A 20,980-nucleotide genomic window follows, 5' to 3' on the forward strand; every position below is an offset into this window, starting at 1 on the left:
AGGGTTATCCATGAGACATCGCGAGCGGCATCGGTCCCATCGCACCGGCTGGCTGCGTGCGGCCGTACTCGGGGCGAACGATGGCATCGTATCCACTGCCAGCCTGGTGCTGGGCGTGGCGGCCGCGGGCGTGGCGACGCAGTCCGTGCTCGTCGCCGGCGTGGCCGGACTCGTCGCCGGGGCCATGTCAATGGCTGCAGGCGAGTACGTCTCGGTCAGTTCGCAGTCCGACACCGAGCGCGCCGACGTGGACAGGGAGCGCCGGGAGCTGGCCGAACAGCCCGAGCAGGAGCACGACGAGCTGGTTGCGATCTACGTGAAGCGCGGGCTTGACCGGCCGCTGGCGGTGCAGGTCGCCACCCGGCTGACGGCGCACGATGCATTGGGCGCCCATGCACGGGATGAGTTGGGCATTTCCGACACCCTGGCCGCGCGGCCCGTGCAAGCCGCGCTCACGTCGGCGGCCACGTTCGCCCTGGGCGCGGCACTGCCGTTGTTGATGGTGCTGGTACTGCCGCACACCGGGCTGATGTGGGGCGTCGCGGGCAGTTCGCTGCTGTTCCTCGCGCTGCTGGGCCTGCTGGCGGCGCGGGCAGGGGGCGCCCCGGTAGGTCGTTCGGTATTGCGGGTCGCGTTCTGGGGCACGCTTGCGATGGCGTTGACCGCAGCGGTCGGCTCGCTGTTCGGCGTGGCCGCGTGACCGCGGCGCCGGCCCTGGTGCGTGTGCAGGCCTAGCCCTGCCGGGGCCCTTGGCGCAGGAAGAAGTCGACCATCTCCGCGGACGCGTCCGGCCCGGCCGGATCGGTGTAGGACCCTGCCGGGTCGCCACCACTCCAGGCATGGCCGGCACCGTGCACGGTCCACTGCTCCAGCCACGGCAGGCCGCTTTCGTCGACGGACACCTGGCGCGTGTAGGCGTGTCCGCCGGGTACGCGGCCGGTTTCGACCCGCGTCGACAGCGGGGGATGCAAGGCATCGGCCGCAATCGCCTCCGCATTGGGTAGCGCCACGGTCCGGTCCTGGTCTCCGTGGAAAAGGATCAAGGGCACGCCTGCTTCGCCCGGCGCCACGCCACGCATGGGGGTGGCGTCCCCCTTCTGGCCGTTCTGCATGGTCGCGAACGCCGACGGCACGTCCTTGGCGCTTGCGTAGGGCAGGCCGGAGTGCACGCCGATGGCGCGTACCAGGTCCGGGTGGGTGCGGCCCAGGATGACCGCCATTGCGGCACCGGCGGACAGGCCGGCGACGAAGATCCGCTCGGCATCCACGCGATGGTCCTGCGCGACCTGCCCAGCGATCCCGGCAAGGACCGACGGCTCACCCGTGTCGCCACGCTGGTCTTCGGGGCGAAACCAGTTCCAGCACTTGGCGTGGTTGGCCTTGCCCAGTTGCTGCGGGTAGGCGACGAGGAACCCGTGGCGGTCGGCGAGCCGGTTCATGCGCGTGCCGGCGGCGAAATCCTCGGCTGTCTGCGTACAGCCGTGGAGCATCAGGACCAGCGGGCGGGGCGTCCGGTCGGTGTCGTAGTCGGCGGGGATGTAGAGCCGATAGTCGCGGCGCCCGTGGGCATTGGCATACGTGGCGCTCAGGAAGCGGCCTCCGGCGGCGGGGGATGTCGCTGCGCTCGCCTCGTTGGCAACGGCCACGCGGGCGGCGCCGGGCGCCACGGGCGGCACCGGCGCCGCGCGTGGCTGCAGACCCGCATTGGCGAACGCGCGGTCGATGGTGGCGCGGATGCCGCCCGGATCGTTGGCGGGGTCCAGGCCTGCCGCGCCCAGTGCGCGCTCGATATGCTCGCGAGGCGTGGGTGTTGTGTGGCTCGTGGACTGCCGGGTATCACCGAGCAGTCGGGAAAGGAACTTCATGGTCGAACCCCGCTGAGTTTGCTGCAATGCAGCATACGCGGCGAAGGTTAACGGGTCCTCACCTCGGCACGGGAGCCACCAACGCCCATCAGCACGGCGACGTAGACCTAGGGAAAAACAATCGGGCGCCCTAGGAACGAAAACGCCGTGTCGACCAGGCCGACACGGCGTGCGATGCAACCATCAGCGATAAGCCCAGGCGATCCCGACCGCCAATCAGTAGGGCGGATCAGCCCCGCGTGGTGGTGCCGGCGGCGGCCATCTGGCTGGAGGGGCATGCCAGGAAACGCGAGGACGCCAGCCACTCCTGGTCCGGGTAGTACGCGAACACCAGGTGGCCGTCCTTGATGGTGTCGATCACCTCGCGCGCCACCTGCTGGCGCAGGGCAGGGCACCCCAGGCTGCGGCCAAGGCGGCCCTGGCGCTTGGCCTGCTCGGGATTCACGTAAGGTGCGCCGTGGATGACGATGGCGCGGGCACGGGCGGCGTCGTTGACGCCTGCCTCCAGGCCGTCCATCCGCATCGAGTAGCCGTTGCTGCCGACATAGGACTCGGCGGTGGCGAACAGGCCGAGGCTGGACTGGTAGCTGCCTTCCACGTTGGAAAAGCTGGTGGCCATGTTGTGGCCGGTATTGCGGCCATGGGCCACGTGCTCGGTATAGAGCACGCGCTGGCCGGTCAGGTCGAATACCCACAGGCGCGGCTCGGTGGACGGACGCGAGTAGTCGATCAGGGTGAGGTTGGCCTCGGCGCGCGCCTGGCCGCTGGCGACGGCGCAGTTGCGGGCTTGCAGCGCCAGGCCGAGCGCCTGCGGATCGACCGTGGGGGCCTGGGCGATCAGCGCCGCCATGAGCGGCGCGGCGATGGCCGCGCTGCCGGTGGAGGCGGTCGTCGTCGACGTGGTCGGCGTGGCGCTGGCGGTTGCGACCACCGGTTGCGCGAGCGCCAGCGATGCCGGCGCGGCCGAAGCTGCGGGTACGGCGCCGACGGGGGCGTCACGGCCGCCTGCGGCGGGGGATGCGGTGAGGGAAAGCGACACGGTCGCGGCGAGTACAAGCAACGGCAGGCGGATTCGGCTCATGGGGGTGAAGGCTACGTGATAAAAACTCGCGGGTCGACCCGTGAAGAATGTGTCGTTCACCTTTGTTTTTCTTCACTTTCCTGACTGGTTGGTGGAGCCGTAGCGGCGCCGGCCGCTTCGAGGATGGTGAAGCCCTCGGTGCTGACCGACGCGATGGGTTCGGGGGTTACCAGAAGGGTGCTACCCGGCGTCAATGCGGCATGCACGTGAACGGCAAACGCGGGATCGATGTGAACACGTCCGTCCGCCACCGCCTCCCTCGGACCTACCACCGCGCGTTGCTCGTCCAGGCCGATGACGATCAGCAGGGGACCCGCGGGGGGACCTCCGGGGTCCAGGTGAAGGCCGGATCCGCGGCGGGAGGCGCCGCGAAGGCGGGCGCGGCGGCCAGGACCAGGGCCAGCGCGAAGCCGACCATTCGGCCCCGCAGTGCCGGCGTCGGGCGCATCTGCCCGAACCGGATCAACGCACCACCGTGACCGGTGTCTGGCAGTGCGCGAGGACCTTGGCCGTCACCGAGCCCAGCAGGGCGCTCTTGAGCGCGCTACGGCCATGCGAGCCCATGACGATCAGGTCGCACTTGCCTGCACGTACCTGTTTGATCACCGCCTCGGCGGGCTCGGCGATCGCGTGGACCTCGTTGAAGGCCAGGCCTGCGCGCCTGAGCGCCGTACGGGCGCGACGGGTCGCGTACTCGCTGTTCTCGCGGTGGTAGCGGGCGGTGGCGTCCGGGCCCAGCTGGCGGGAGGCGTCGGGCAACAGCGGCGGGTCGGCGTGCAACAGGTGGATGGAGGGTGGTTTGGCCATGGCCTTGGCCAGGGCGACGACGTGCCGGGTTGCGCGCAGCGCCATGTCGCTGCCGTCGACGGCGAGAAGGATCTTCATCGAGTGGGCTCCAGTGTGGGGTTGGACGGGTCTGGCAAATGGCGCCTGGCCAACCGGGCCAGCGGCGGGGTACGTGGCCATTCTGCTGCCAACGTCGGAGCCGGCGCTTGATCCCGATCAAAGTGCGCCATGGGCACGACGCGAGTGCGGTTTTGATGCAGGTCAAACCGCCGGGACCGGCGATGCGCTCCAATGGAGCCGTCCCCCGCAGCGGTGCCCCGCCATGTTCAAGGACCTGCTCGTCCCACTTTCGGGCACGCCCGCCGATGCCGATGCGATCCGCGTGGGTATCGACATTGCAAAGACTTTCGACGCGCACCTTTCCCTGCTCGAGATCGTTGCGCTGCCGCTCCCGGCAGCCAGCCCCTGGGGGATGATCCCGGACGTGGCGATGGAAGGGCTCTACAGGCGCCTGCGTGACCAGGGTGAGGCCAATGCGGAGCAGCGGCGGCGGGACATGGCCGATGCGGGCGTGCCCGTGGAGGTTCGCCTCGTGGAGTCGCTGTTCACCGATTCGGCGCACATGGCCGCGCATTGCGCGCAATACGCCGACCTGTCCGTGGTGGCCGGCGCGGTGGATTCGACCGCCGACGGCGCGCGCCTGCATGACCTCATCGCGGAGCTGCTGGCGCATTCCGGGCGCCCGGTGCTGGTGGTGCCGCCGCGGAACCGCTCGCCGCGCCCGCCGCGCAACATCCTGATTGCCTGGCGGCCGTCCAGTGGCACCACCCGAGCCCTGCACGACGCGCTGCCGCTGCTGGTGCAAGCCGAGCGCGTCGACGTGGTGATCGTCGACCCCCCGCCTGGCGAGCAGGGCGACGGGCCGCAGGCGGGTGGCGACATCGCCACCCACCTGGCCCGCCACGGCGTAAAGGCCAACGTCGTGGTGCGCGAGTCGAAGGGGCGCGACGTCAGTGCGCTGCTGCTCGAGCATGCCGGCGCCATGCCGGCACACTTGATCGTCGCCGGCGGCTACGGCCGCTCACGCCTGCGCGAATGGGCGATGGGCGGGGTAACCCGCGAGCTGTTGTTCAGCAACCCGATGCCGGTGTTCTTCAGCCACTGAGGTAGCGGCGACCTGCACAGCGTGTGGGCCGAGCATGCAACGGTGGAGTGTTGCGCGCGTCCATGTCGGATGTCCGAAGGCGCTGGCGGTGAGCCGGCGCGCCCCGGCTCCACCGGAATGGATAGATGGACCGGCGCGGCCCACAGGCGCCTGCCGAAGCTCGGCAGTGGGACCAGGGGTGCCGCCGGGGTCTGGCGACCCCTCAGATCAGCCGTGAAGCTGCGCCACCAGGTCGATATAGCGCTGCTTGGCCTCGTTGGCGTCCACGCCTTTCACCTGCAGCCAGGCTTCGTATTTCGCGGAGCCGACGAAATCGAAGAAGCCCGGCTTCTCGCCCTGGACATCGCCCTCGGTGGCCTGCTTGTACAGCGCGTAGAGCTTGAGCAGGACTTCGTTGTCCGGGCGCTCGCCCAGCGACTGGACGTCCTGCAGCGCCTGGTCGAAGCGGTCATCGAGATCGGTCACGGCGGCCTCCTGCGCCCCCCGGCGAGGCGGCATGACAGCATGCGCGCGCCGGTGATTCAAGGCCGCCACCAGGCCGGAGGCGGGCTAGAACGCGCGGCACTGCCGGAACCGGACGGAACCCCCGCTGCCCGGCGGCGGCTGCAGCTGCAGCCGTGATGCACGCAGGTCGGGGTAGCGTTCGACCACCGCGCAGATCGCCGACACGTGCGAGTCGATGTCGAGGCCGGACTGGTAGATGAGCAGCGTCGACGGCGTCGTCCACACCGCTCGATCCACGCCGGGTACCGTCGACACGCCTTCGGCCACCGCTCGGCGCTGTGCTTCTTCGTCCAGCGCCGGCCCCGCGGCCGCCGCGGGAGCGGCTTGCGATTGAGCCGGCGCCTCCTCCGCTACGGGGGCACGGGAGGGAGCGGGAGCGGCAGCCGGTCGAGGATCCGTCGTTGGGTCGACTGCGGCCGTTGGAGAGGGTTGCAGCATCGCCACCAGGACGCCGACGGCGAGGCCCATCGCGACCGCCAGCGCCCAGCCCAACCGTTGCTCGCGCCGTGCCTGCAACTGCGCCTTGCGCGACAGGTCCTGGTGCAGGCTCGGCGGGATCAGGGGGTCGATCAGGCTCCACAGCGTGGCACCGTCGATGAGCTCGATGCCGCGCGGATTCCGACGTGCTTCCGGATCGATTCGCCCCAGCGTGGCCAGGACACCGCCGGCGGCGTTGTCGAAGCGCACCGCATCGGCCAGCTCGTCGACCTGCTTGCGGCCGATGCGGTAGTTGGCGCCCTGCTTGCAACTGAGCAGCCAATCGCGGCCCTCACGGTGCAGCAGCAGGTCGGCCTGTTTGCCGCGCTCGGCCATCGGGGTGGTGCGGCTGACCTCGAAGCCCTGCGCCTGCAGTGCCTCGATGACGAAATGGGAGAACTCGCGCCAGCGCATGGCGGCCAGCGCGGCGATACCACCGTGCATTTCCAGCCGTGGGCGACGCACGCGCTGCAGGTAGTAGGTCAGGCCGATGCCCACGATTGCCGTGGTCAGGAGGCCTGTCAGTAAAGGAAACGCTGCCTGCATCGCGTCCTCGCGCTTCTTGGGAGGGGGCGACTATAAGGCTCTGGCGCTGATTGGGAAGTGATCGGCGCACGCCGTTCCCCGCGAAGGCCGCACCCGCGGCGCATGGCTTCAATAAAAACGCCGCCCGGTCTGGACCGGGCGGCGCGTGTAACGCGGGTTCCTGCGGCAAGGATCAGCCGCCGGGCGCGCCCGGGACTGCAGGCGTCACGTTGTCGGCATCCGGCACGGCGCTGTCATCGACCGACGGCGTGGCCAGGCCCCGACGCTCGAGCAGGGGCTCGATGCGCGGCTCCCCGCCACCGGTGAAGTCGCTGAACAACTGCAGTGCATCCTTGCTGCCGCCCTGCGACAACAGGGCGCTGCGGAAGCGATCGCCATTGGCGGTGGTAAGGCCGCCGTTCTCCTTGATCCACTTCACCGTGTTGGCGTCGAGAACCTCGGACCAGATGTAGGCGTAATAGCCGGCCGAGTAGCCGCCCATGATGTGGCTGAAGTACGGCGTGCGGTAGCGCGGCGGCACCGGTGCGTAGTCCAGGCCGACCTTGCGAAGGGCGGCGGCCTCGAAGTCCATGACCTTGGCAGGCTCGGGCAGCTGGTCGGCCGTGAGCTGGTGGTACTCCTGGTCGATCATCGCCGCGCCCAGGTACTCGGTGGTGGCAAAGCCCTGGTTGAACTGTGCGGCGGCCACGACCTTGTCGAGCAACTCCTGCGGCATCGGCTCGCCGGTCTCGTGGTGCTTGGCGTAGTTGGCCAGGACGCTCGGCCAGTCGGCCCACATCTCGTTGACCTGGCTGGGGAACTCCACGAAGTCGCGCGGCACGCTGGTGCCCGAGAACATCGGGTACTTCACGTCCGAGAACATGCCGTGCAGGCCATGGCCGAACTCGTGGAACATCGTGGTCACCTCGTCCCACGTCAGCAGGGTGGGTTCACCCTCCGACGGCTTGGGGATGTTCTGGTGGTTGGCCACGACCGGCTTGGTGCCTTCCAGCTCGGACTGCGAGACGTAGGAGTTCATCCACGCACCGCCGCGCTTGGAGTCACGTGCGTACGGGTCGAAGATGAAGATCGCCAGCTGGCTGCCGTCCTTGTCGAAGACGTCGTAGGTCCAGGTGTCCGGGTGGTACTTGGGCAGGTCGGTGCGCTGCTTGAAGGTGATGCCATAGAGCTCGGTGGCGGCATGGAACACGCCGTTCTCCAGCACGTTCATCATCTCGAAGTAGGGCTTGAGCTCGGACTCGTCGAACGCGTACTGGTCCTGGCGGACCTTCTCGGCGTAGTACGCCCAGTCCCATGGCTGCAGCTGGAAGCTCGGCTCACCCTTGGCGGCCTGCTCCTTGTCGATCATCGCCTGCAGCAGCGCACCTTCGCGGCGGGCGTTGGCGACCGCGGCCGGGGCCAATCGCTGCAGCATCGCATTCACGGCCTCCGGGTTCTTTGCGGTCTCGTCCGCCAGCACGTACTCGGCGTGGGTGTCGTAACCCAGCATCTTCGCGCGCTCGGCGCGCAGCTTGAGCACCTGCGAGACGATGCCGGTGTTGTCGAACTCGTTGCCACGGCTGCCACGGCTCACCGAGGCTTCGTGGATCTTCTGGCGCAACGCACGGTTGGTCAGGTAGGTGTTGGGCGGTTGGCCGGTGGTGTTCTGCAGGGTGATGACGTACTTGCCGTCCAGGTCGCGCGACTTGGCCGCTTCCAGTGCAGCGGCGATCGCGCCGTCGGACAGGCCGTCCAGTTCTTCCAGCGTGTCCACGGTGATCGCCGAAGCATTCACTTCCTTCAGCACGTTCTGGCTGAACTGCGTGCCCAGCTTGGCCAGCTCGCCATTGATCTCGCGAAGGCGGGCCTTCTGCGACTCGTCAAGCTTGGCGCCGGCGCGCACGAAGTCGGTGTGGTAACGCTCGACCAGGCGGACGCCCTGGGCGTCAAGGCCCAGCGACTCGCGCCGGTCGTACAGCGACTGGATGCGGGCGAACAGTTTTGGGTTCAGGGTGATGGCATCGCTGTGGGCCGACAGCTTGGGTGCGTACTCGGCCTGCAGCTTCTGGCGGGCGTCGTTGGTGTCGGCGCCCAGCAGCGAGAAGAACACCGTGGCAGTGCGGCCCAGCACGTCACCGGCCTGCTCCAGCGCCAACAGGGTGTTGTCGAAGGTGGCCGGCTCGGGGTTGTTGGCGATTGCCTCGACCTCGGCAAGGTGCTCGGCCATGCCTCGATCGAAGGCGGGCGCGAAGTGGCTGTCCTTGACCTTGTCGAAGTGCGGGTACTTGAGCGGAAGGGTGCTTTCGGCGAAAAACGGGTTGCTGGCTTCAGTGGTCACGGACGTCTCGGCGGTGGCGGTCTGTGAGAAGGCGGGCGCGGCGGTGGCGGCAATGGCCACGGCCAGCGCCAGGGCAAGCGGATGCTTCATCGGACTTGAACCTCGTCGTAGGGAACCACCAAGGCTAACCGATGGGCCTTGAACCCTCGCGTGACGAAAGGCATGGCGCTGGTGCGCTGCAACACGATTCGCGGGCTGTTGACGCTCGCCGGAGGGAGAGGTGAGCGGCCGATTGCCACCGCGCCACCTGCACCAGACGCGTCAGCCGCGGTGTGCAGGAACACCCGGCAAAGGCACGCGACGCATGCATTCACTGCGCTCGTAGCCGGGTAGGCTTGGCTGGCGCAGGACCCCGCGCATTCGGCACGCTGCGGGTCAGACCTCCGCGCCAACCCCACACACGGTTTACTTCGAGGTTTCCAGACCATGACGACGGCATACGACTTCAAGGCCACCGACATCGACGGGTCGCCGCGCCCGCTGGAGGAGTTTCGCGGCAAGGTGCTGCTGATAGTGAACGTGGCGTCGAAATGCGGTTTCACCCCGCAGTACGCCGGCCTGGAGCAACTGACGCAGGAATACGGTCCCCGCGGACTGGTGGTGCTGGGTTTCCCCTGCGACCAGTTCGGCCATCAGGAACCCGGTAGCGAATCTGAGATCCGGGAGTTCTGCTCGACGCACTACAACGTCACTTTCCCGATGTTTTCCAAGGTCCAGGTCAACGGCGCGGCCGCCCACCCGCTGTGGGCGTGGTTGAAGCAGGAGAAGGGCGGGCTGCTGGGGATCGACTCCATCAAGTGGAACTTCACCAAATTCCTGGTGGGTCGCGACGGGCAGGTTATTGAACGCTACGCGCCCACCCAGGCGCCCGAGTCCCTGGCAGCCGATATCGAGGCGGCGTTGGCGTGAGCGGAGACGCGGCGCGCAATGCCTACGGGCTGCGCTTCACCCTGGAAAGACGCCACCTCCATGTACGCGTGGTCGGACACAAGGACGACTTGGCCACCACCGTTGCCTGCTGGAGAGACTTCGCCGCCGAGGTTCGGCGTACCGGGGCGGTGACGCTGTTGGTGGAAGACGACCTGCAGGGCCCGCCACTGGCGCCGGAAGACATGCCCGCGTTCATGGAGGCGATGAAGGGGGAAGGCCTGGCCGAGGTCCGCATCGCCTATGTGGAAGCCATAGCCCAGCGCATCGGACAGGTTGAGGTAGGGGAAATACTCGCCCGCGAGCTGGGATTCGTCGCAAGGGTGTTCGCCAGCCGCATGGACGCCGAGATGTGGCTGCGCCACGGTGAACGCTGAGCGCGACTACTTCTCGACGAACGCGCGTTCGAAAACGTACTGCCCGGGGCTGCCGATGCGCGGTGCGGCAGTGAAGCCACGGCCGTCAAGCAGTGCGCGGAAGTCGGCCAGCATCTGTGGGCTGCCGCAGATCATCGCGCGGTCGTGGTCGGGGTCCAGCGCCTGGATTCCAAGCTGGGCCATCATCCGGCCCGTCGCCATCAGGTCGGTCATGCGGCCGCAATGGTCTTCGCCCTGGTACTCGAACGCCTCGCGGGTCACGGCCGGGTAGTAATGGAGTCGGGAGGCGATCGTGTCGCCCAAGAACTCGTGCCGCGGCAATTCTTTTTCGACGTAGTCCCGATATGCGAGGTCCCGCGCATGGCGCACGCCATGGCACAGGATGACGCGCTCGAAACGCTCGTAGGTTTCCGGGTCCTTGATGATCGACAGCCAGGGCGCGAAGCCGGTTCCGGTACCCAGCAGGTAGAGGTTGCGCCCGGGATGCAGGTCGTGGATCAGCAGGGTGCCCGTCGGCTTGCGGCCGATGAGGATGCTGTCGCCGGGCTTGATGTCCTTGAGTCGCGACGTCAGCGGGCCGTCGGGAACCTTGATGCTGAAGAACTCCAGTTGCTCTTCCCAGTTTGCGCTGGCGATGGAATAGGCGCGCAACAGCGGGCGCGCGCTGCCACCGGCCTGTTCGACCGGTAGGCCGATCATCACGAACTGGCCGTTGTCGAAGCGGAAGCCGTCGTCCCGGGTGGTGGTGAAGCTGAAGTAGTCGTCCGTCCAATGGCGGACGTCCAGCACGGTTTCGGTGCCGAAGGCTGCGGACATGCGGGGGATGGGGCGATGCGTGTGGCCGTGCATTCTAGCTTCTTGCCCCGCGGGACGAGCGGCGAGGCGGTGCAGCCGGCGCCGTCGCATCGACGGCGAGGCTTGGCGCGGTCGCTGCCTGCAACCGGCGGCGGTGCAGTCAGGGCGCGTCCGGATCGCCCTCGATCGCACCTTCCGTGGCGGCCTCGGCAAGGCTCGGGCGCTGCCGGTCACGTCCAATCTCGCGGTCGATGCCGGCCAGGTCGCCGGCACCCACCAGGCCCAGTTGCGCGGCGTGCTCGGCAATGGCATGGCTGTCGCGCGCCCGCAGCATCGGCACCGAAGTGCCCGATACGCGTTCGATATGGCCATCAACGCCCCGGTCCAGCGGACTGTCCAGCTCCGGGTCCACGTCGCGGATGTAGATCGCGGCGATGCGGTCGGGGAAGGCGTGGGCCGCCTCGGCATAGAGCTCCGCATCGGCCTGGCCGGAGTCGCCCAGCAGCACCCATTTCAACGCCGGGAAGCGTTCGATCAGAGCAATCGCCTTCTCCAGCTTGTGGCCATGCCCCTGGCCCTTGATGAACTTGCCCGGCTCCAGGCCAAGGTCGCGCAGGAAGATGGGCCCGCACGGGATGGCATTGAGCTCCATGAAGTCCTCAAGCAGGTCGTAGAGGTTCCAAGGAGAGCTGGATACATAGAACAGCGGATGGCGCCCGGTGCCGTCGGCGCCCCGTTGCAGCGCCTGGTACAGCGCGGCGACCCCGTCGAGGGGCTTGCGGGTGCGGGCGTTGTGCAGGAACGCAAGTTGCGCGGCGGTCTTCCAGTCCACGATGGAGCTCTGCAGCACGGTGTCGTCGATGTCGGAGATGATCCCGAAAGCGGCCGTGGGTGAAACCTGCAGCACCGGCTGTGGCGTGGCCAGGGTCCCGTCGGCAAGCGACACGATTGCGTTGTCCCATGGGGTGTCGCTGGGCGTGGCATGGGTGTCGAACGCAGCGTGGTAATAGCCCTCGTGGTCGGTGCGGACCTCCATTTCGACGTCACGGAAGCGCAGCTTGAGGGCCTGGTCGGGTACTTCGTCGCTTGCGAACCGGCGGTAGGTGTCGAGCAGGTTGTCCCACCATGCGTCGCCCTCCTGCGGACCGGTGTGGGGCGGGTCGGCCAGCACGCGCCCCATCAGTTCGACGCCGCGCGTGTCGGCGAAGCCGCGGTACGCGGCGACATGCCGCGGCTGTCCAAAGCCGAACCGGCCGTTGAAGCGGCGCTTGGCGGCGTCGAGCTGTTCGTCCAGGTCGATGGCCGCCTCCTGCAGCTGGAGTCGGGCGGCGGCGCGGTAGCCGGCGGGGATCCCGGCCGCGCTCACCGCGGACCGCGCTCCTCGCGCGGCTTGACCGGGCGGTCGCCGACCAGCGCGCTTACCACGATCGCGACACCCAGGCCCGCGCCCACCAGGAACAGCAACAGTGCGATCGCCGGGTACCCGGCCATGCGCGGGCCGCCTTCGGTGTCCATCATCATCGCCGAGGCCAGGATCAGCGCGGCGGTCACCACCCCGGCGCTGATGCGGTTGGCGATCTTGTGCAGGCTTTCCAGCAGGTGCGACTCCTCCAGCCCGGTGACGCGCACCTGCATGCGGTTGTCGGCCAGCAGCGAGAGCACGTCGGAGATCTTGCGCGGTGACTCGCGCACCAGTTCCTGCACCTCCATCAGTTCGCTGGCCAGGTTGGCCGGCGAAAGCAACTTGCGCAGCCGTTGGCGCATGACCTGGTCCAGGTGCTCCTCGACCACGCGCTTCATGTCCATGTCCGGGTCCAGTGCCTGGGCCACGGATTCCAGGTTGAGCAGGGTCTTGCCCAGCAGGCTCATCTCCGGCGGCGTCCGCAAGCCGCAGGCAGTAGCAAGGCGCACCAGCTCGAGCATCAGCCGGCCTTCCGATTGCGCCCGCGCACCCGACCGGGCGGCGTAGCGCGACACCATCTGGCCGACGTCGCGGTAGTAGCGCTCCACGTCGAAGTCCTCCAGCCGCGTGCCCATGTCGACGGCTTCGGTGGCCACTTCCTCGCCCCGGCCGTCAACCGCGGCGAACAGCAGCTTGAGCAGGCGCTCGCGCTGCTTGGGCGGCACGTGCGCGACCATGCCCAGGTCCAGCAGCGCCAGCCGTCCGTCATCGGTGACCAGCAGGTTGCCCGGGTGCGGGTCGGCATGGATCTCGCCATGCACGAACACCTGGTCCAGGTAGCCCCGCATCAGGGCAGTGGCCAGCGGGCCGAGTTGGCGCTCGGTGCGCTGCAGCCCGGTGATATCGGTGGCCTTGATGCCGGTCACCAGTTCCATGGTGAGCACGCGCGGGCGGGTGAGGTCCCACACCGGGGTGGGCACGAACAGCTCCGGATACTGGGCGAAGTGGGCGTTGAACCGGTCCAGGTTCTCGGCCTCGGTCCGGTAGTCCAGCTCCGCGAGCAGCGTCTTGCGGAACTCGTGCACCCAGTCGGCGAAGTGCATCCGACGCCCCATGTCGGTCATGCGGTCGACACGCCCGGCCAGTCCGGCCAGCGTCTCCAGGTCGTCGCGGATCGTGTCGATGATGCCCGGACGCTGCACCTTGACCGCCACCAGGCGACCGTCGCGCAGGGTCGCGCGGTGGACCTGGGCCAGCGAGGCGCTGCCCAGCGGCACCTCGTCGAAGGTCTCGAACACCTTGTTGAGCCGCGTCTCCAGCGCGTCCTCGACCGCCTGGCGCACCTGGTCGAAGGGGACCGGCTCGCAGTCGTCCTGCATCCGCTCCAGCGCCAGCAAGTAGGGCGGCGGCACCATGTCCGGACGGGTCGACAGCGCTTGCCCGATCTTGATGAAGGTGGGGCCGAGCGCTTCAAGGTCGTCGACGAAAGCCTCCGGCCGGCCTTCCGTGCCGACCTCTCCGGCTTCGACCAGGGTCGCCGCATCCAGGTCCAACCCGGTGAACACGCCTGCGCTGCGATATTTGATCAGGAAGCGCAGGATCTGCGCGCTGCGGGCGAGCCCGCTGGTCATGTCGGTCATGGGAGCGCTCCGTGGTTGGCCGCAGCCTACGGGTGCCCGCGTCAACGGCGCTTCATGCATCCCGGCAGCGGGCCGGCGTGGCAAGCAAAGGACAGGAGGACGCAATGCGAAGGCTGTGGACCGTGGGGCATTCCAACCGGGACTGGGAGGCTTTCCTGGCGATCCTCGCGTCGGCCCGCATCGACGCGGTGGCCGATGTGCGGCGCTTCGCCGGATCCCGTCGCCACCCGCAGTTCAGCGGGGATACGATGGCCCTTGAATTGCCGCGTTCGGGGATCGACTACCTGCCGATGCCCGAGCTGGGTGGCCGCCGCCCCCCCGCATCGGACTCGCCCAACGATGCCTGGCGCAACGCCAGCTTCCGCGGCTACGCGGACTACATGGCCACGGCGGACTTCATGCAGGCACGAGCGCAGCTGGCGCAGGTGGCGGAAGGTCGGCGGACCGCGGTGATGTGCGCCGAGGCCTTGTGGTGGCAGTGCCATCGCGGGCTGATCGCCGACGCCTTCAAGGCCGATGGCTGGGAGGTGGTGCACCTGCTGGCGGCTGGCCGCAGCGACGAGCACCCGTACACCGGCGCGGCGCGGCTGGTGGAAGGGCGCCTGGTGTATTCGCGGCCACCGGAGCCGCAAGGTGCACTGTTCGGGTGAGCCGGTGCATGGAGTCCGGCGCTCGCGTCCGGAGCGGTGGGGCCTATCGGTATCCCGCCGCCTGCAACTCGAACAGCTCCGCATAGCGGCCTCCGGCGGCCATCAGCTCCTCGTGGGTGCCGCTGGCTTCCAGCCGGCCCTCGGCCAGCACCAGGATACGGTCGGCCATGCGCACGCTGGAGAAGCGGTGCGAGATCAGCACCGCGGTGCGCTGGTCGGACAGTTCCTTGAAGCGCTGGAAGACTTCGAACTCGCTGCGCGCGTCCAGCGCCGCGGTGGGTTCGTCCAGGATCATCACCTGCGCATCGCGCATGTAGGCGCGGGCGATCGCGATCTTCTGCCACTGGCCGCCGGACAGGTCCACGCCGGTCTTGAAGCGGCGGCCGATCAGCTGGTCGTAGCCCTTGGGCAGGCCGCTGACCACCTCGTCGGCCATCGCCCGGCGCGCGGCTTCGCGGATGCGGGCGGTGTCGTCCATGGCGTCGATCTGGCCGACGCCGATGTTCTCGCCCGCCGTCAGGTGGTAGCGCACGAAGTCCTGGAAGATCACCCCGATGTTGGCGCGCAGGTCATCCAGGTCGTACTCGCGCAGGTCGCGGCCGTCGAGCAGGATGCGGCCTTCGTCAGGGTCGTACAGACGGGCCAGCAGCTTGACCAGGGTGGTCTTGCCGGCGCCGTTCTCGCCCACCAGCGCCAGGACCTCCCCGGCGCGCAGTTCGAACTCCAGCCCGCGCAGCGCCCAGTGCTCCGCGTCCGGATACCGGAAGCCCACGTTCTCGAATGCGAACCCCCGGGTGATGGGCCGGGGCACGGGCAGGGCGTTGTCGGGGGTGGCGATCCCGGGCTGGATATCGAAGAACGAGAACAGGTCCTCCAGGTACAGCGCCTGGCTGGCCACCTGCGAGAAGCCGACCAGCAGCCCCTCCAGCAGCTGGCGCAGGCGACGGAAGCTGCCGGCCAGGAAGGTCAGGTCTCCGATGCTGAAGTCACCGCGCACCGTTCGCCAGGCGATGTAGCCATACGCGATGTAGTAACCGGCGGTACCCAGCGCGGCCAGCAGCGTGCCCCAGAAAGCGCGGCGACGCGCCAGGTCGCGGTTGGCGCGGAAGAACCCGTCGGCCAGCTCGCGGTAGCGCGCGATCAGGAATGTATGGAGGTTGAAGATCTTCACCTCCTTGGCGGTCTCGACGCTGGCACCCATCTGCCGCACGTACTCCAGCTGCCGGCGCTCGGGCGTCCAGGCGAAGTTGAGCGAGTACCCCAACGCGCTGAAGTGCGCCTCGCCGACGAAGGCGGGGATCAGCGCGACCGCCAGCAGCACGATCAGCCACGGCGCGTACACCAGCAGGCCGACGGCGAAACTGACCACGGTGATGCTGTCCTGCACCTGCCCGAACAGCTGGCTCATCAGGTTCATCCGGCCCATCGTCTGGCGACGCGCACGGTCCAGCTTGTCCTGCAGGTCCGGGTCCTCGAAATCCTCCAGGTCCAGCGTGGCGGCGTGTTCCATCAGCCGGATGCTGGTCGCGTTGGTGAACAACTCCGACAGCAGGCCGTCGCCGTAACTCACCAGCCGGCCCAGCAGGTCGGAGACGATCGCCAGGCCGAACTCGATGGCCAGCAGCCACAGCAGCGGGTCCAGTACGCCGCTGTCCCACGCCGCGCCCAGCGTGTCGAAACCGATGTCGGCCGCGACCAGCCGCACCGCCTCGTCGATGATCAGCTTGCCGACGTAGAGCGTGGCGACCGGCAGCAGGGCGCGGATGATGCGCAACCCCAGGCTCATGACCGTCAGGGCCGGACTGGTGGCCCAGATCTGCTTCAGGAACGGCCGCAGGTTGTGCAGGGCGTCCATCCTCTCGCGCAGGCTGGGTCGGTTGCCGGGGGCGGAGGCGCGGGGTCGGGACGTGTCGGAGGGCGTCATCGGCTGGATTGTTTTGCGCAGGCCGGGGAGGGCGGGTGAATCGGCGGAGGCGAGACCCCGGCCGCTTGTCATGGTTCGGCAATGGCCCGGTCAAGACGCTGCGGTAGAACCTAATGCATTCCGAACGGGGTGGAGAGCCGCTATGGGACGCGTCGATCAAGTGCACACGGATTCGCACGGGCATTTTCCCGGCCCGACCGCGCCAGGCGCTCCCACCTTCGAGCCTTGGGCGGTGCTGCCCGCCGACTCGCTGTGGCGGTTGTTGCAGCAGTCACCGCAACGGGTGGTGCAGCCGGCCCGCCCACGCCAGCGCGAACTGGACGAATAGGGCCGCCGGGACGAAGGCCTCCGGCTGGAGCGGCCGGTAGACTATGCGGCCCGCCGCCAGCCCGTTGCCTGCCGTGAGCCCAGCCGCACCCTGCACTGTCGCCGCCCAGCCGATCCGCCAGGAGGACTTCATCCAGTCCGTGGCCGACGCGCTGCAGTACATCAGCTACTACCACCCGGTGGACTACATCCGGAACCTGGCAGCGGCCTACGAGCGCGAGGAATCGCCTGCGGCCAAGGACGCGATCGCCCAGATCCTGATCAACTCGCGCATGTGCGCCGAGGGCCATCGTCCGATCTGCCAGGACACCGGCATCGTCACGGTGTTCCTGGAAATCGGCATGGACGTGCGCTGGGCCGACGCCACGATGGGCGTGGAGGACATGGTCAACGAAGGCGTGCGCCGCGCCTACAACCACCCCGACAACAAGCTGCGTGCCAGCGTGCTCGCCGACCCGGCCGGCAAGCGCACCAACACCCGGGACAACACGCCGGCAGTGGTGAACATGAAGGTCGTTCCCGGCGACACGGTCGACGTGATCGTCGCGGCCAAGGGCGGTGGCAGCGAGGCCAAGAGCAAGTTCGCCATGCTCAACCCGTCAGACTCGATCGTCGATTGGGTGCTCAGGACGGTGCCGACCATGGGCGCAGGCTGGTGCCCGCCCGGCATGCTCGGCATTGGCATCGGAGGCACCGCCGAGAAGGCGATGCTGCTGGCCAAGGAGTCGCTGATGGAGCCGATCGACATCACCGACCTGCAGGCACGAGGCCCGGCCAACCGCGCCGAGGAGTTGCGGCTGGAGCTGTTCGAGAAGGTCAACGCGCTTGGCATCGGCGCCCAGGGCCTGGGCGGCCTGACCACGGTGCTCGACATCAAGGTCAAGGACTACCCGACCCACGCCGCCAACCTGCCGGTGGCGATGATCCCCAATTGCGCTGCCACCCGGCACGCCCACTTCACCCTGGACGGCAGCGGTCCGGTGTCGCTGGATCCGCCGTCATTGTCCGACTGGCCCGAGTTGACCTACGACGCCAGCAAGGGGCGCCGGGTCGACCTTGACAGCGTGACCCGGGAGGACGTGGCGTCGTGGAAGCCGGGCGAGGTGTTGCTGCTCAACGGCAAGCTGCTGACCGGCCGCGACGCGGCGCACAAGCGGATCGTCGGCATGCTGGATGCGGGCGAGCCGTTGCCCGTCGACCTGCGGGGGCGCTTCATCTACTACGTGGGCCCGGTCGACCCGGTCCGCGACGAGGTCGTCGGCCCCGCCGGCCCGACCACCGCCACGCGCATGGACAAGTTCACCGAGCAGGTGCTGGACCAGACAGGGCTGCTGGGCATGGTCGGCAAGGCCGAACGCGGTCCGCTCGCCCTGGCGGCGATCCGCAAGCACCGCTCGGCGTACCTGATGGCGGTGGGCGGTGCGGCGTACCTGGTGTCGAAGGCGATCAAGGCCGCGCGCGTTGTGGCGTTCGAGGACCTGGGCATGGAGGCGATCTACGAGTTCACCGTCCAGGACATGCCGGTGACCGTGGCCGTCGACAGCCACGGCGAGTCGGTCCACGAAACCGGGCCGCGGGAGTGGCAAGGGCGGATCGGCAAGATCCCGGTGGTGGTCGAGCCGGCCTGACGGCCGCTCGTCCCACGGCATAGCGCTTGCGTAGGCGTCCGTAGGAGCTGTTCCAGCCGCGATGCCATCCTGTAGGAGTGACGTAAGTCGCGACCGCGGAACTCAAGTAGGCGACGTATCGCGACTCACGTCGCTCCCACACCCGGGCCGCGGGATTCTCGCGGCTGAAGCCGCACCAACAGAAGGCAGCAAGGCGCCCGCGATCGGAGTCGCGACTGCGTCGCCCCTGTGCGGCTACAGCCGGGCGACGAGCGCCTTCAGCCGCTTCCGCGTCGCGGGCGCCTGCAGGTAGTCCTTCGCCAGCCGCTCCAGAGCGAACAGGTTGGTCGAGCTGGTGTCGTCCAGGTCGTCCATGCCGATCACGAGGTCGGCCTGCATGCGGAAGTAGCCGTCGCCGACCAGGTGGCGGGCGATGTAGTCCACCGAGTCGGTGTTGCCGTCGAACAGCACGTCGATGATCGGGACCGCCCATTCAAGCGCGCCCCATTCGCGCGCGGACTTGAGGTCGATCGGCCGGTTGCGTTCGCCGGTGCCCACCGACAGCACTGTCAGGTCATGGCTGTTGTCGACGCGTGCATCCTTGCGCATGGCCTCGGCGATGGCGCAGGCCGTCGGGTTGTTGGCGACCACGCCGCCGTCGATCAGCGCGCACGGGTAGCCCTCCACCGTCATAGGGTGCGCGGGGAAGTAGGTGGGCGCCGCCGTCGAGGCGCGACACACCTCCCACACGGGCAGCGCCCGGTGCTGGGCCTTGAAGCTCTTGAACACCACCGGGGTGCGGGTCACGGTGTCGTAGGCAGTGACCAGCGTGGGTACGTTCAGTTGCCCCAGCGTGGTCTTGCCGAACACCTTCCGGAGCACTTTCTCCAAACCGGTGCCGTCGTACTTGGGTGCCGATGGCCCTTGCGTTAAAACCCGGCCGGCCCGTGACCACAGCCGGCCCGCAAGGCCGGGGAAGATCACATGGCGCTGGTCGCGGTAAAGGTCCGCCAGCTGCGCGGGCGAAAGGCCCACCCCCAGCCCGCACGCCACCAGCGCGCCGGTGGAACTGCCCGCCAGCAGGTCGAAGTGCTTGAGCACGCCGCCGGGCTTACCCGCCTGGGCCAGCGCATTTTCCACGCCCTCGATCCACAGGCTCGTTACCAGTCCGCGGATGCCGCCACCGTCCAGCGACAGGATGCGTTGCATCTTCATGCGCGACTCCTTCCGGTGCGGTCAAAGCTGCGATTTGATCGGCAGCATGAACTTCTCGGCGATCTTGTCCTTCCACGGACGGGCTTCCCAGAGCTCGTAGGTGTACTGCTGGGTGTGCTCCAGGTCCGACTCGAACACGTCGGTCATGCGTTGCGCGAACTCGCGGTCATAGATGTTGAGGCTGGCCTCGTCGTTGAGCCGGAACGACCGGATGTCGAAGTTGGTCGAGCCCACCGACGTCATCTCGCCGTCGATCACCAGCAGCTTCACGTGGATCATGGTGGGCTGGTATTCGTAGATCTCGATGCCCCCCTGCAGCAGCTCGCCCCATTCGGCCTTGGAGGCCAGGCGCACGGTCTCGGAGTCGATGTGCGGGCCCGGCAGGAGGATCCGGACCCGGACGCCGCGCTGGCGGGCCGAGACCAGGGCCTGCATCGTCAGGTCGTCGGGGACGAAGTAGGAGGCCGCGAGGTCGATGGTGTGCTCGGCAGCAGCAATGGCCATGAGGTACATCAGGTGCATGCTTTCGCTGCCACTGGCAGGTGAGGCGATGAACACGTGCGCCGGGCTGTCGCCGACGGGCTGCAGCGGCGGGAAATAGTCCGGGCCGTTGAGTACTTCGCCCGTGGTCTTGATCCAGTTGTCGTTGAAGGCCGCCTGCAGCTGGGCAACGGCCGGGCCTTCGATCCGGAAGTGTTCCTCGCGCCAGTGGTCCGGGTCCTCGGCGTTGCCCAACCACTGGTCGGCGATCCCCACGCCGCCGGTGAAGCCCACGCGTCCGTCGACCACCAGGATCTTGCGATGGGTGCGGTTATTGAGCCTGCCGATGTTGTACCAGCGCAGCGGGCGGTAGCGCTCGACCTTGACCCCGGCATCCTCCAGTTGCTCCAGCATCGCCTCTTCCATCTTGACGCTGCCGGCCCAGTCGATGGTGACGTTGACCGCCACGCCGGCCCGGGCACGTTCGGACAGGGTATCGGTGAAGGCCTGGCCAATGTCACCCGACCAGTAGATGTAGGTCTCGAAGGTGACGGTCCGCTGGGCCGAGCCGATCGCCTCGAGCATGGCGGGAAAGATTTCGGTGCCATTGCGCAGCGGCGTGATGCGGTTACCCGGCAGGATGGCCGGGCCCATCATCACCCCCATCTCGCGCTGGAACTGCGGGTCGCTGACCGCGTACCGGTGCTCGATCTTCCGGTCCAGCGTCTTTTCCGGCGTAGCGAAGTTCATGGCGATCGCCGCCACCACGATCGTGGCCAGAATGGTGATCGCGATCGTCCAGGTCATCTTCCTTCGGCTCCAGTTTCGTGGCATGGCGGTCCCCTTGAATGGCCGGCACTCTCGTTCAGGGGCGCGTTAAGTCGCGTGAACGGAG

18 protein-coding genes are annotated in these 20,980 nt (G+C 68.2%); 6 read left to right on the forward strand and 12 right to left on the reverse strand.

The window, feature by feature from the left end; all coding sequences use genetic code 11:
• The first annotated feature begins 10 nt into the window (after nucleotides 1–10).
• Nucleotides 11–700: a VIT1/CCC1 transporter family protein gene (locus ACJQWL_RS01440; protein WP_330967897.1), complete on the forward strand. Its 690-nt coding sequence runs from the start codon at nucleotides 11–13 to the stop codon at nucleotides 698–700.
• 31 nt (nucleotides 701–731) lie between these two features.
• Here ACJQWL_RS01440 and ACJQWL_RS01445 read toward each other — a convergent pair whose 3' ends face one another.
• From ACJQWL_RS01445 to ACJQWL_RS01455, 3 genes are all read right to left on the reverse strand, one after another.
• Nucleotides 732–1,865, reverse strand: a complete 1,134-nt coding sequence (locus ACJQWL_RS01445; protein WP_330967896.1) for an extracellular catalytic domain type 1 short-chain-length polyhydroxyalkanoate depolymerase — start codon at nucleotides 1,863–1,865, stop codon at nucleotides 732–734.
• Between the two features lie 229 nt (nucleotides 1,866–2,094).
• On the reverse strand, nucleotides 2,095–2,814 hold the full coding sequence (locus tag ACJQWL_RS01450; protein ID WP_411300716.1) for a murein L,D-transpeptidase catalytic domain family protein: 720 nt from the start codon (nucleotides 2,812–2,814) through the stop codon (nucleotides 2,095–2,097).
• Between the two features lie 594 nt (nucleotides 2,815–3,408).
• Nucleotides 3,409–3,831, reverse strand: a complete 423-nt coding sequence (locus ACJQWL_RS01455) for a universal stress protein (protein ID WP_330967894.1) — start codon at nucleotides 3,829–3,831, stop codon at nucleotides 3,409–3,411.
• Between the two features lie 223 nt (nucleotides 3,832–4,054).
• Between ACJQWL_RS01455 and ACJQWL_RS01460 the strand changes: the two genes are divergently transcribed.
• A complete protein-coding gene (locus tag ACJQWL_RS01460; RefSeq protein ID WP_330967893.1) occupies nucleotides 4,055–4,897 on the forward strand; it encodes a universal stress protein in 843 nt (280 codons plus the stop codon).
• Between the two features lie 207 nt (nucleotides 4,898–5,104).
• Here ACJQWL_RS01460 and ACJQWL_RS01465 read toward each other — a convergent pair whose 3' ends face one another.
• From ACJQWL_RS01465 to ACJQWL_RS01475, 3 genes are all read right to left on the reverse strand, one after another.
• Nucleotides 5,105–5,362 carry an acyl-CoA-binding protein gene (locus ACJQWL_RS01465; protein WP_330967892.1) on the reverse strand — a complete coding sequence of 86 codons (258 nt, stop codon included), beginning with the start codon at nucleotides 5,360–5,362 and terminating at the stop codon, nucleotides 5,105–5,107.
• Between the two features lie 84 nt (nucleotides 5,363–5,446).
• Nucleotides 5,447–6,424 (reverse strand): restriction endonuclease, encoded by a 978-nt coding sequence (locus ACJQWL_RS01470; protein ID WP_411300673.1) that lies wholly within the window; start codon nucleotides 6,422–6,424, stop codon nucleotides 5,447–5,449.
• A gap of 172 nt (nucleotides 6,425–6,596) precedes the next feature.
• Nucleotides 6,597–8,831 (reverse strand): M3 family metallopeptidase, encoded by a 2,235-nt coding sequence (locus tag ACJQWL_RS01475; RefSeq protein ID WP_330967890.1) that lies wholly within the window; start codon nucleotides 8,829–8,831, stop codon nucleotides 6,597–6,599.
• Nucleotides 8,832–9,167: 336 nt separating this feature from the next.
• Between ACJQWL_RS01475 and ACJQWL_RS01480 the strand changes: the two genes are divergently transcribed.
• Both ACJQWL_RS01480 and ACJQWL_RS01485 read left to right on the forward strand, forming a co-directional pair.
• Complete coding sequence (locus ACJQWL_RS01480; protein WP_330967889.1) at nucleotides 9,168–9,650, forward strand: glutathione peroxidase; 483 nt, start codon at nucleotides 9,168–9,170, stop codon at nucleotides 9,648–9,650.
• Entirely contained in the window at nucleotides 9,647–10,045 is a 399-nt protein-coding gene (locus ACJQWL_RS01485; protein WP_330967888.1) for a hypothetical protein, read from the forward strand. The genes ACJQWL_RS01480 and ACJQWL_RS01485 overlap by 4 nt, the downstream gene beginning before the upstream one ends.
• Before the next feature lie 6 nt (nucleotides 10,046–10,051).
• On the opposite strand, the gene ACJQWL_RS01490 is transcribed toward ACJQWL_RS01485, so the two are convergent.
• The 3 genes from ACJQWL_RS01490 to ACJQWL_RS01500 all read right to left on the reverse strand — a co-directional run bounded on the left by ACJQWL_RS01490 (nucleotide 10,052) and on the right by ACJQWL_RS01500 (nucleotide 13,882).
• On the reverse strand, nucleotides 10,052–10,861 hold the full coding sequence (locus tag ACJQWL_RS01490; protein ID WP_330967887.1) for a ferredoxin--NADP reductase: 810 nt from the start codon (nucleotides 10,859–10,861) through the stop codon (nucleotides 10,052–10,054).
• Nucleotides 10,862–11,000: 139 nt separating this feature from the next.
• The gene (locus tag ACJQWL_RS01495; RefSeq protein WP_330967886.1) at nucleotides 11,001–12,206 is read right to left on the reverse strand and encodes an App1 family protein phosphatidate phosphatase; all 1,206 of its coding nucleotides are present in this window, start codon (nucleotides 12,204–12,206) and stop codon (nucleotides 11,001–11,003) included.
• Nucleotides 12,203–13,882 carry an ABC1 kinase family protein gene (locus ACJQWL_RS01500; RefSeq protein WP_330967885.1) on the reverse strand — a complete coding sequence of 560 codons (1,680 nt, stop codon included), beginning with the start codon at nucleotides 13,880–13,882 and terminating at the stop codon, nucleotides 12,203–12,205. The genes ACJQWL_RS01495 and ACJQWL_RS01500 overlap by 4 nt, the downstream gene beginning before the upstream one ends.
• A 104-nt stretch (nucleotides 13,883–13,986) precedes the next feature.
• Between ACJQWL_RS01500 and ACJQWL_RS01505 the strand changes: the two genes are divergently transcribed.
• Nucleotides 13,987–14,532: a DUF488 domain-containing protein gene (locus ACJQWL_RS01505; protein ID WP_330967884.1), complete on the forward strand. Its 546-nt coding sequence runs from the start codon at nucleotides 13,987–13,989 to the stop codon at nucleotides 14,530–14,532.
• 43 nt (nucleotides 14,533–14,575) lie between these two features.
• Here ACJQWL_RS01505 and ACJQWL_RS01510 read toward each other — a convergent pair whose 3' ends face one another.
• Nucleotides 14,576–16,456, reverse strand: coding sequence for an ABC transporter ATP-binding protein (locus ACJQWL_RS01510; RefSeq protein WP_330967883.1), 1,881 nt, complete (start codon nucleotides 16,454–16,456; stop codon nucleotides 14,576–14,578).
• A 440-nt stretch (nucleotides 16,457–16,896) separates the two neighbouring features.
• Between ACJQWL_RS01510 and ACJQWL_RS01515 the strand changes: the two genes are divergently transcribed.
• Nucleotides 16,897–18,411 (forward strand): fumarate hydratase, encoded by a 1,515-nt coding sequence (locus ACJQWL_RS01515; RefSeq protein WP_330968003.1) that lies wholly within the window; start codon nucleotides 16,897–16,899, stop codon nucleotides 18,409–18,411.
• 234 nt (nucleotides 18,412–18,645) lie between these two features.
• Here ACJQWL_RS01515 and ACJQWL_RS01520 read toward each other — a convergent pair whose 3' ends face one another.
• Nucleotides 18,646–19,605 carry a patatin-like phospholipase family protein gene (locus ACJQWL_RS01520; RefSeq protein ID WP_330967881.1) on the reverse strand — a complete coding sequence of 320 codons (960 nt, stop codon included), beginning with the start codon at nucleotides 19,603–19,605 and terminating at the stop codon, nucleotides 18,646–18,648.
• A gap of 21 nt (nucleotides 19,606–19,626) precedes the next feature.
• A complete protein-coding gene (locus tag ACJQWL_RS01525) occupies nucleotides 19,627–20,892 on the reverse strand; it encodes a phospholipase D-like domain-containing protein (protein WP_330967880.1) in 1,266 nt (421 codons plus the stop codon).
• Nucleotides 20,893–20,980 lie beyond the last annotated feature (88 nt).

The organism is Novilysobacter viscosus (assembly GCF_046600715.1).
Classification (GTDB): Bacteria; Pseudomonadota; Gammaproteobacteria; order Xanthomonadales; family Xanthomonadaceae; genus Lysobacter_C; species Lysobacter_C viscosus.

Coding starts and splice junctions, on each gene's coding strand:
- ACJQWL_RS01460 (WP_330967893.1), top strand. CDS start 4,055: ATGTTCAAGGACCTGCTCGTCCCACTTTCGGGCACGCCCGCCGATGCC.
- ACJQWL_RS01510 (WP_330967883.1), bottom strand. CDS start 16,456: ATGACGCCCTCCGACACGTCCCGACCCCGCGCCTCCGCCCCCGGCAAC.
- ACJQWL_RS01480 (WP_330967889.1), top strand. CDS start 9,168: ATGACGACGGCATACGACTTCAAGGCCACCGACATCGACGGGTCGCCG.
- ACJQWL_RS01505 (WP_330967884.1), top strand. CDS start 13,987: ATGCGAAGGCTGTGGACCGTGGGGCATTCCAACCGGGACTGGGAGGCT.
- ACJQWL_RS01475 (WP_330967890.1), bottom strand. CDS start 8,831: ATGAAGCATCCGCTTGCCCTGGCGCTGGCCGTGGCCATTGCCGCCACC.
- ACJQWL_RS01470 (WP_411300673.1), bottom strand. CDS start 6,424: ATGCAGGCAGCGTTTCCTTTACTGACAGGCCTCCTGACCACGGCAATC.
- ACJQWL_RS01455 (WP_330967894.1), bottom strand. CDS start 3,831: ATGAAGATCCTTCTCGCCGTCGACGGCAGCGACATGGCGCTGCGCGCA.
- ACJQWL_RS01440 (WP_330967897.1), top strand. CDS start 11: ATGAGACATCGCGAGCGGCATCGGTCCCATCGCACCGGCTGGCTGCGT.
- ACJQWL_RS01525 (WP_330967880.1), bottom strand. CDS start 20,892: ATGACCTGGACGATCGCGATCACCATTCTGGCCACGATCGTGGTGGCG.
- ACJQWL_RS01490 (WP_330967887.1), bottom strand. CDS start 10,861: ATGTCCGCAGCCTTCGGCACCGAAACCGTGCTGGACGTCCGCCATTGG.
- ACJQWL_RS01520 (WP_330967881.1), bottom strand. CDS start 19,605: ATGAAGATGCAACGCATCCTGTCGCTGGACGGTGGCGGCATCCGCGGA.
- ACJQWL_RS01500 (WP_330967885.1), bottom strand. CDS start 13,882: ATGACCGACATGACCAGCGGGCTCGCCCGCAGCGCGCAGATCCTGCGC.
- ACJQWL_RS01445 (WP_330967896.1), bottom strand. CDS start 1,865: ATGAAGTTCCTTTCCCGACTGCTCGGTGATACCCGGCAGTCCACGAGC.